General features: G+C 69.1%; 1 protein-coding gene. It reads right to left on the bottom strand.

Annotation, left to right across the window (positions count from 1 at the left end; genetic code table 11):
• Window positions 1-534: FAD-binding protein (locus tag ELR45_RS36500; protein ID WP_205855782.1), on the bottom strand; the 534-nt coding region annotated here is incomplete at both ends.

The raw sequence follows: 534 nt of genomic DNA, 5'->3' as shown, positions 1-534 counted from the left end.
ACACGGGGCAGCCGTTCGAGGATCTGCTCGCGGGGGAGGTGGGAGACGTCGAGCCAGACGCCGCCCTTGGGAGTGCCCCGGCCCTCGGTGATCTCGGTGTAGTTGGCCAGCGCCACCCGGTCACGGGTGGACAACTCCATCCGCTCGGGGTCGTAGCGCTGCATGAAACGCTCACCGGCGGCGTTGCGGAGGATCCCGCCTTCACCGCGGGCGGCCTCCGACACCAGAGTGCCCGCGGCGTCCTCCGGTTCGACGATGCCCGACGGGTGGAACTGGACGAGCTCAGCGTCGCGGATTCGCCCGCCCGCCAGCGCTGCCAGCCGGAAGGAATCGCCGGTGTTCTCGTCGCGGCGAGACGAGGTGTGCCGCCAGATCCGGGTGTGCCCGCCGGCGGCGAGCACGACGGCGTCGGCGTGGATGATCACTCTTGTGCCGTCGACGACGTCGAACCCGTAGGCACCGAAGACCTTGTTGTCCGACACCAGCAGCCGTGAGATGTAGACGGTGTCGATGATGGGCACGTGCAGCTCCTGG

It is taken from the genome of Phytoactinopolyspora endophytica, from assembly GCF_004138495.1.
Taxonomy (GTDB): domain Bacteria; phylum Actinomycetota; class Actinomycetes; order Jiangellales; family Jiangellaceae; genus Phytoactinopolyspora; species Phytoactinopolyspora endophytica.
Note: the sequence above shows the minus strand (reverse complement) of the source record. Positions and strands in the feature narration are given on the sequence as shown.